Origin of the sequence: Pseudomonas sp. NPDC087817 (assembly GCF_044742875.1) — a bacterium.
GTDB lineage: Bacteria > Pseudomonadota > Gammaproteobacteria > Pseudomonadales > Pseudomonadaceae > Aquipseudomonas.
In genome coordinates this window covers 1-7,812 of sequence record NZ_JBIUVJ010000115.1, presented here as the reverse complement: position 1 = coordinate 7,812, position 7,812 = coordinate 1, and the positions used below count along the sequence as shown (strand labels likewise).

Here is a 7,812-nt window from a genome sequence, read left to right as displayed (position 1 = left end):
CGTCAACCCGAAAACCGGTCTGGCCGGTGATCTGTGGGCGATCCACGGTGGCGGTATCTATCACCTGGAAAAATACAAACTGGCCCCACCGTCGATGCCGGAGAACCTGCACTGGTTCAAATGGGAAGCCTACTTCACCTGGATGTCGGGGATCGCGCTGCTGTGCGTGGTGTTCTACTCCAATCCAACGCTCTACCTGCTGGCTCCGGGCAGCACACTGAGCGGCCCTGAAGGCGTGGCCATCGGTATCGGCTCGCTGTTCCTCGGCTGGTTCATCTACTCCTTCCTTTGCGACTCCGCTCTGGGCAAACGCCCTGCCCTGCTCGGCTTCATCCTGTTCGTGCTGATCATCGGCGCGGCGTATGGCTTCAGCAAGGTGTTCAGCGGTCGTGGTGCGTACCTGCACGTCGGCGCGATCATCGGCACCATCATGGTCGGTAACGTGTTCCGCATCATCATGCCGGCGCAACGTGCACTGGTGGCGGCGATTGCCGAAAACCGCACGCCGGATCCGGCGCTGCCGGCCAAAGGCTTGCTGCGTTCGCGTCACAACAACTACTTCACCCTGCCGGTGCTGTTCATCATGATCAGCAACCACTTCCCGAGCACCTATGGCAGCCAGTACAACTGGTTGATCCTGGCCGGGATCGCAGTGTTGGCGGTGTTGGTGCGTCACTACTTCAACACCCGTCACGACAGCCACAAGTTTGCCTGGACTCTGCCGGTTGCGGCGGTGGGCATGATCACTCTGGCGTACGTCACCGGTCCTGTACCGATGTCGACCGCTCCGGAAGTGGCCAAGGCTCCGGCAAAAATCGAGTACCAGCCGCTGCCGGAAACGGCACTGGGCGGTGGCGCGAAACCGGCTGAAGCGGCAGCACCCGCAGCAGCGCCTGCAGCAGCACCGGCGCAAGCCTCCAATGCAGGTCCGGCCTTCGACAAAGTGCACAACGTGATTCAAGAACGTTGCGCGGTTTGCCACTCGGCCAAACCGACCAGCCCGTTGTTCAGTGCGGCCCCTGCCGGTGTGATGTTCGACACCCCCGAGCAGATCCGCCAGAACGCGGCGCGCATCCAGGCGCAAGCCATCACCACGCAGATCATGCCACTGGGCAACATCACCCAGATGACCCAGCAGGAACGTGACCTGATCGGTGCATGGATCGCCCAGGGAGCGCAGACCAACTAAGCAGTAAAAGCATCGCTGGCAAGCCAGCTCCCACAGGGTTTTGCACTGCCTGTGTGGGAGCTGGCTTGCCAGCGATTGGCCGCAACGCGGTTTACCTGATGCAAAGAAACAGCTGCGAGCAACCCGGCAGCTGTTCAATCACAAGAATAAAAAAGATCCGAGGTGTTGCATGTCCGAGCTGTCCAAAGCGCGCATCCCCGACGCACCCGCCATTCAGCGATTGCCCCTTTTGCAACTGATCCTGGTCGGTTTGCAACATGTTCTGCTGATGTACGGTGGTGCCATCGCGGTGCCGCTGATCATTGGACAGGCCGCTGGCCTGAGTCGTGAAGAAATCGCCTTCCTGATCAACGCCGACCTGCTGGTCGCCGGTATCGCCACCATCGTGCAGTCCTTGGGCATCGGCCCGATGGGCATTCGCATGCCGGTGATGATGGGCGCCAGTTTTGCCGCCGTCGGCAGCATGGTCGCCATGGCCGGCATGCCCGGGATCGGCCTGCAAGGGATCTTCGGCGCCACCATCGCTGCCGGTTTCTTCGGCATGATCATCGCGCCGTTCATGTCCAAGGTCGTACGCTTCTTCCCGCCGCTGGTGACCGGCACAGTCATCACCTCGATCGGCTTGTCGCTATTCCCCGTAGCCGTGAATTGGGCTGGTGGCGGTGCCGCCGCTGCGCAATTCGGCTCACCGATTTATCTGGCCATCGCCGCTCTGGTGTTGGGCACCATTCTGTTGATCCACCGCTTCATGCGCGGTTTCTGGGTGAACATTTCCGTCCTCATCGGCATGTGCTTCGGCTACCTGTTGTGCGGCGCGATCGGCATGGTCGACCTGAGCGGCATGGCCAATGCGCCATGGGTGCAATTCGTCACCCCACTGCATTTCGGCATGCCGAAATTCGAACTCGCGCCGATCCTGTCGATGTGCCTGGTGGTGGTGATCATCTTCGTCGAGTCCACCGGGATGTTTCTCGCGCTGGGCAAGATCACCGGCCAGGAAGTCTGCCCACGCATGCTGCGTCGCGGCTTGTTGTGCGATGCCGGCGCTTCATTCGTGGCCGGTTTCTTCAATACATTCACCCACTCCTCTTTCGCGCAGAACATCGGCCTGGTGCAGATGACCGGCGTGCGTTGCCGTTCGGTGACCATCGTCGCCGGTGGCTTGTTGATCGTCCTCAGCCTGTTGCCGAAAGCGGCGTTCCTGGTGGCGTCGATTCCACCGGCGGTATTGGGCGGTGCGGCGATTGCGATGTTCGGCATGGTTGCCGCGACCGGGATCAAGATTCTGCAAGAAGCCGACATCGGTGACCGTCGCAACCAGTTGCTGGTGGCGGTGAGCATCGGCATGGGTCTGATCCCGGTGGTGCGTCCGGAGTTCTTCGCCCACCTGCCGTTGTGGATGAGCCCGATCACCCACAGCGGCATCGCCATGGCCACGCTGAGTGCGCTGACGCTGAACCTGCTGTTCAACATTCTCGGCGGTGCCGAGCGCGCGACGATCAACGACTGCCACGCGCATCAGCACTAAAAACAGCATCACCAATGCCCTCTGCAGGAGTGAGCCTGCTCGCGATTGCGTCATCAACACCGACATCAATGTTGACTGATTCACCGCTATCGCGAGCAGGCTCACTCCTACAAAGGCACGCAACAGCTCTGCGCCTCAAACAATAAAAACAAGAGGGAGCAACAGATGATTCGCACGCAAACCAACCTGCTGTTGAGCGGTGGCCTGCTGGCCGCATCCCAAGCCATGGCCGGCGATTTATTGCTGTGGCAGACCAACAGCCTGAGCTATCTGTACGGCAAGAATTTCGCGATCAATCCGTCGATCCAGCAGACGGTGACGTTCGAGCACGCCGACAAATGGAAGTACGGCGACAACTTTCTGTTCGTCGACAAGATCTTCTACAACGGCCAGGAAGACCGCAACAAAGGCCCGCACACCTTCTACGGCGAATTCACCCCGCGTTTCTCGTTCGGCAAGATCTTCGACCAGAAGCTCGAATTCGGCCCGATCAAGGACGTGCTGCTGGCGATGACCTACGAGTACGGCGAAGGTGAGAGCGAGGCCTATCTGATCGGCCCCGGGTTCGACCTCAAGGTGCCGGGCTTCAACTACGTCACCCTGAACATCTTCCGCCGCCAGACCGAAGGCCCGCGCCCCGGCGACGGTGTCTGGCAGATCACCCCGGGCTGGTCGTACAGCATCCCTGTGGGCAATTCCGACCTGCTGATCGACGGTTATCTGGATTGGGTCGTCGACAACGACGAGAACTCGCGCGGCACCTACCACGCCAACCTGCACATCAATCCGCAGATCAAATACGACCTGGGCAAAGCCCTGGGCTGGAGTCAGAAGCAGCTGTATGTCGGCACCGAATACAGTTATTGGAAAAATAAATACGGGGTCGAAAGCAGCCACAACCTCGACACCAATCAGAACACCGCCAGCCTGCTGGTGAAGGTGCACTTTTAAGATGACCCGCAACCGTGCCCCATACCTGTCGTCGGTGCTCTGTTGCGGGGCACTTGAGAGCTGGCCAAGGAGTCAGTATTCTCCGCGGCCTCATGAATTCGGTCTAAAAAAAAGCCCGGATTTAATTCCTGACCGACAGGCCAACTTATCCCGGCCCCGGTCAGTACCGAGGCATCCCGAAAACACGCTCTGTCGACTGTTTTTCAGCAGCCGACCGGGCGTTTTTTTGCTTTTCGAAAGCCTTGGCCCAGCTCTTGCTAACAGCATGAAAGCTGACCAATCGGATGACTTTTGCAGCAACGAAAAAAGGCGCCACACCAGAGCGCCGATCTTAAAAAAATAAACGTGGAACACCTACTTTGGGAGCAACCGAATGAAACGTATGTGCACCAGCCTGATGCTCGCGGGATCGATGCTGGCCGGCGGCCAGGCCATGGCCGATGGCCTGCTGCAATGGCAGAACAACAGCCTGACCTACCTCTACGGCAAAGACTTCAAGGTCAACCCTGCGATTCAGCAGACCGTCACCTTCGAGCACGCCGACGCCTGGAAGTATGGGGACAACTTCCTGTTCGTCGACAAGATCTTCTACAACGGTGACAAGGACTTCAACAACGGCCCGAACACCTACTACGGCGAGTTCAGCCCGCGCATCTCGCTGGGCAAGGTGCTCGACCAGAAGATCGAATTCGGCCCGATCAAAGACGTCCTGCTGGCGATGACATACGAGTTCGGCGAGGGTGACACCGAGTCCTACCTGATCGGTCCGGGCTTCGACCTGGCCATCCCGGGCTTCGACTACTTCCAGTTGAACTTCTACCAGCGCCACACCGAAGGCTCGCGTCCGGGTGACAACGTCTGGCAGATCACTCCAGTGTGGTCCTACACCATTCCGGTCGGCGACTCGAACGTGCTGATCGACGGCTACATGGACTGGGTCGTCGACAACGACGTCAACAACCGTGGCGAATACCACGCCAACCTGCACTTCAACCCACAGGTCAAATACGACTTGGGCAAGGCGCTGAATTTCGGCGAGAAGCAGCTGTACGTCGGTGTTGAGTACGACTACTGGAAAGACAAGTACGGGATCGACGACACCCGTGCCTTCACCACCAATCAGAACGTGACCAGCTTCCTGGTGAAGTTCCACTTCTGATGCGGGTGTAAGTGGCGTCTGCAAGGACGCCATCGCTGGCAAGCCAGCTCCCACATGGTTTTGTGTCGCACACAATTATTGTGTTCACCCAGAAACCTGTGGGAGCTGGCTTGCCAGCGATTTGCCTCACCACAAATCTCAGGCGGGAGCCACCGCCTCGGATATCCCCAGAAACCGGCAAAGCTCCTCACGCTTGGCCAACGCATCCCGTCGCCCCAGATCGATCAACTCGCTGCAATACCCCGCCTCGAACAGCAGATAACTCAACACCCCCGCCCCGCTCGTCTTGGTCGCTCCCGGCCCGCGCAAGAACAAGCGCAACGCCGCCGGCAATTCCTGACGATGCCGTGCCGCGATTTCATCAATCGGCTGACTCGGTGAAATCACCAGCACCTCCACCGGCGCCACGCCCAATTCGCGAGTCGGTGTGCCGGCGGGCATCAAATGACTGAACTGGTTGAGACGCTGCAGCAACTCGATGTCGCTTTCCAGGCTGTCGATGAACGTGCTGTTGAGCATGTGTCCGCCAATCTGCGCCAGCGTCGGCTGTTGCCCGGTGTAGGTGCGCTCCAGCGGCTGCTGCGGATCAAACCCGCGCGGGTTGCCACTGACACCGACCACCAGCACGCGACTGGCGCCCAGATGCAGGGCCGGACTGATCGGCGCCGATTGCCGCACTGCGCCGTCGCCAAAATATTCCTCGCCGATTTTCACCGGAGCGAACAACAACGGAATCGCCGAACTGGCCAGCAGATGCTCCACCGACAATTGCGTCGGCACGCCGATGCGCCGATGCCGCAGCCAGGAATCAATCTTGCCGCCGCCCTGATAGAACGTCACCGCCTGCCCCGACTCATAGCCGAACGCAGTCACCGCCACCGCGTGCAATTGCTTGCGTGCGATGGATTCGGCGATGCCGGGCATGTGCAGTTTTTCATTGAGCAGATCGCGCAGCGGCGAACTGTTGAGCAGCGCCACCGGCAGGTGTCGGCCCATGCCGAGCAAACTGTGGCTGACAAAACGACTGGCTTGGCGGATCACTCCCGGCCAGTCACTGCGCAATACGCGATGGCTGCGAAAGCCCTGCCAGAACAGCGTGAGGCGTTCGATGGCGGCGCGAAAATCCGTGGCGCCGCTGGCCAGGCTCACGGCGTTGATCGCCCCCGCCGAGGTGCCGACGATCACCGGAAACGGATTGTCGGCGCCCAATGGCAACAACTCGGCAATCGCCGCCAACACCCCCACCTGATACGCCGCCCGAGCCCCGCCGCCGGAAAGAATCAAACCTGTGACCGGTTCAGCTGGGCTCATCGCAACACTCCATAGTGCTTAAAGGGATGGGTGAATCAACCGCGTTTGGCGTACAGCTTCGGCTCGCCCGGTGGACGGCTCTTGAAGCGGCGATGCGCCCACAGGTATTGCTCGGGGCAGGCTCGCAAAGCGCTTTCGACCCACTGATTGATGCGGATGCAATCGGCCTCTTCGGTCTCGCCGGGGAAGTCCTCCAGCGGCGCATGAATCGTCAGGCGATAACCGCTGCCGTCCGCCAGGCGTTCCTGAGTGAACGGCACCACCAGTGCTTTACCCAACCGGGCAAATTTGGTGGTCGCGGTCACGGTCGCTGCCTGAATGCCGAACAGCGGCACGAAAATGCTTTGCTTGGCACCGTAGTCCTGATCCGGTGCGTACCAGATCGCCCGACCGGAGCGCAGCAATTTGAGCATGCCACGCACATCGTCGCGCTCCACCGCCAGCGAATCGAGGTTGTGCCGCTCGCGGCCCTGACGCTGGATGAAATCGAACAGTGGGTTCTTGTGTTCGCGGTACATGCCGTCGATGGTGTGCTGCTGACCGAGCAATGCCGCGCCGATTTCCAGCGTGGTGAAATGCGCCGCCATCAGGATCACGCCTTTGCCTTCACGCCGGGCTTTTTGCAAATGCTCCAGACCTTCGACGTGGGCCAGTTTGGCCAGGCGCTCGCGGGACCACCACCAGCTCATCGCCATCTCGAAAAACGCGATGCCGGTGGAGGCAAAATTTTCCTTGAGCAGGCGTTTGCGCTCGGCGGCGGATTTTTCCGGGAAGCACAGTTCAAGGTTGCGCTTGGCGATGCGCCGCCGGTCGCCGGCCACGCGATACATCAGCGCGCCCAAAACTCGACCGATGGTCAGCAATGCCGGATACGGCAACTGCACGATCAGCCATAAAAGCCCCAGACCGCACCAGAGCGGCCAGAAGCGTGGAGCAAGAAATGCTCTTCGAAAACGCGGGCGATCCATTAAAGCTTCCGTAAATACAGTGGCCGCGCATTCTACATCGTTCGACCCGGCTTGCGGCTCGCGGGCGTTCTCGTTATAAGTCTCGGCACTTTTAGTGACAAGCCGTTGTATGCCGACATGAGCCAAACCGAACCGTTAGACCAAGATCCCGTATTCCAGCTCAAGGGCAGCATGCTGGCCATTACTGTGCTGGAACTGGCCCGTAACGACCTCGAAAGCCTCGATCGGCAATTGGCCGCCAAAGTCGCCCAGGCGCCGAACTTCTTCAGCAACGCGCCGCTGGTTCTGGCGCTGGACAAACTGCCGCCGAGCGAAGGCGCGGTCGATCTGCCGGGCCTGATGCGCGTGTGCCGCCAACATGGCCTGCGCACCCTGGCGATTCGCGCCAGCCGCATCGAAGACATCGCCGCCGCCATCGCCATCGACATTCCGGTGTTGCCGCCGTCCGGCGCCCGTGAACGGCCGCTGGAAACCCCGGAAGCCGAAGTCAAAAAGAAACCGGAAAAACCGCCGGAGCCGACCGTAAAACCGACCCGCGTCATCACCACGCCAGTACGTGGTGGCCAACAGATATATGCCCAGGGCGGCGATCTGGTGGTGGTGTCCTCGGTCAGTCCGGGGGCGGAACTTCTTGCCGATGGCAACATCCATGTATTCGGCCCGATGCGCGGTCGTGCGCTGGCCGGGGTCAAGGGTGACACCAAGG

At 60.2% G+C, this 7,812-nt stretch carries 7 protein-coding genes; 5 read left to right on the top strand and 2 right to left on the bottom strand.

Annotated elements, in window-relative coordinates; all coding sequences use genetic code 11:
- The 4 genes from ACIONG_RS29340 to ACIONG_RS29325 form a co-directional block, all read left to right on the top strand.
- Positions 1–1,189: urate hydroxylase PuuD (locus ACIONG_RS29340; RefSeq protein ID WP_401304425.1), on the top strand; the 1,189-nt coding region annotated here is incomplete at its 5' end.
- Between the two features lie 169 nt (positions 1,190–1,358).
- The gene (locus ACIONG_RS29335; protein ID WP_103303782.1) at positions 1,359–2,717 is read left to right on the top strand and encodes a nucleobase:cation symporter-2 family protein; all 1,359 of its coding nucleotides are present in this window, start codon (positions 1,359–1,361) and stop codon (positions 2,715–2,717) included.
- A 165-nt stretch (positions 2,718–2,882) separates the two neighbouring features.
- Entirely contained in the window at positions 2,883–3,668 is a 786-nt protein-coding gene (locus ACIONG_RS29330) for an outer membrane protein OmpK (protein ID WP_213028024.1), read from the top strand.
- A gap of 373 nt (positions 3,669–4,041) precedes the next feature.
- On the top strand, positions 4,042–4,827 hold the full coding sequence (locus ACIONG_RS29325; RefSeq protein ID WP_064118621.1) for an outer membrane protein OmpK: 786 nt from the start codon (positions 4,042–4,044) through the stop codon (positions 4,825–4,827).
- A 138-nt stretch (positions 4,828–4,965) separates the two neighbouring features.
- Here ACIONG_RS29325 and ACIONG_RS29320 read toward each other — a convergent pair whose 3' ends face one another.
- Complete coding sequence (locus tag ACIONG_RS29320; protein WP_103303780.1) at positions 4,966–6,138, bottom strand: patatin-like phospholipase family protein; 1,173 nt, start codon at positions 6,136–6,138, stop codon at positions 4,966–4,968.
- Between the two features lie 35 nt (positions 6,139–6,173).
- Positions 6,174–7,106 carry a lipid A biosynthesis lauroyl acyltransferase gene (locus tag ACIONG_RS29315; protein WP_103303779.1) on the bottom strand — a complete coding sequence of 311 codons (933 nt, stop codon included), beginning with the start codon at positions 7,104–7,106 and terminating at the stop codon, positions 6,174–6,176.
- 117 nt (positions 7,107–7,223) lie between these two features.
- Between ACIONG_RS29315 and minC the strand changes: the two genes are divergently transcribed.
- A partial coding sequence (gene minC, locus ACIONG_RS29310; protein ID WP_401304419.1) for a septum site-determining protein MinC occupies positions 7,224–7,812 on the top strand: 589 nt, incomplete at its 3' end.

Excerpts from the sequence above, each read along its gene's own strand:
- ACIONG_RS29335 (WP_103303782.1), top strand. The coding sequence starts at position 1,359 with ATGTCCGAGCTGTCCAAAGCGCGCATCCCCGACGCACCCGCCATTCAG.
- ACIONG_RS29330 (WP_213028024.1), top strand. The coding sequence starts at position 2,883 with ATGATTCGCACGCAAACCAACCTGCTGTTGAGCGGTGGCCTGCTGGCC.
- ACIONG_RS29325 (WP_064118621.1), top strand. The coding sequence starts at position 4,042 with ATGAAACGTATGTGCACCAGCCTGATGCTCGCGGGATCGATGCTGGCC.
- ACIONG_RS29320 (WP_103303780.1), bottom strand. The coding sequence starts at position 6,138 with ATGAGCCCAGCTGAACCGGTCACAGGTTTGATTCTTTCCGGCGGCGGG.
- ACIONG_RS29315 (WP_103303779.1), bottom strand. The coding sequence starts at position 7,106 with ATGGATCGCCCGCGTTTTCGAAGAGCATTTCTTGCTCCACGCTTCTGG.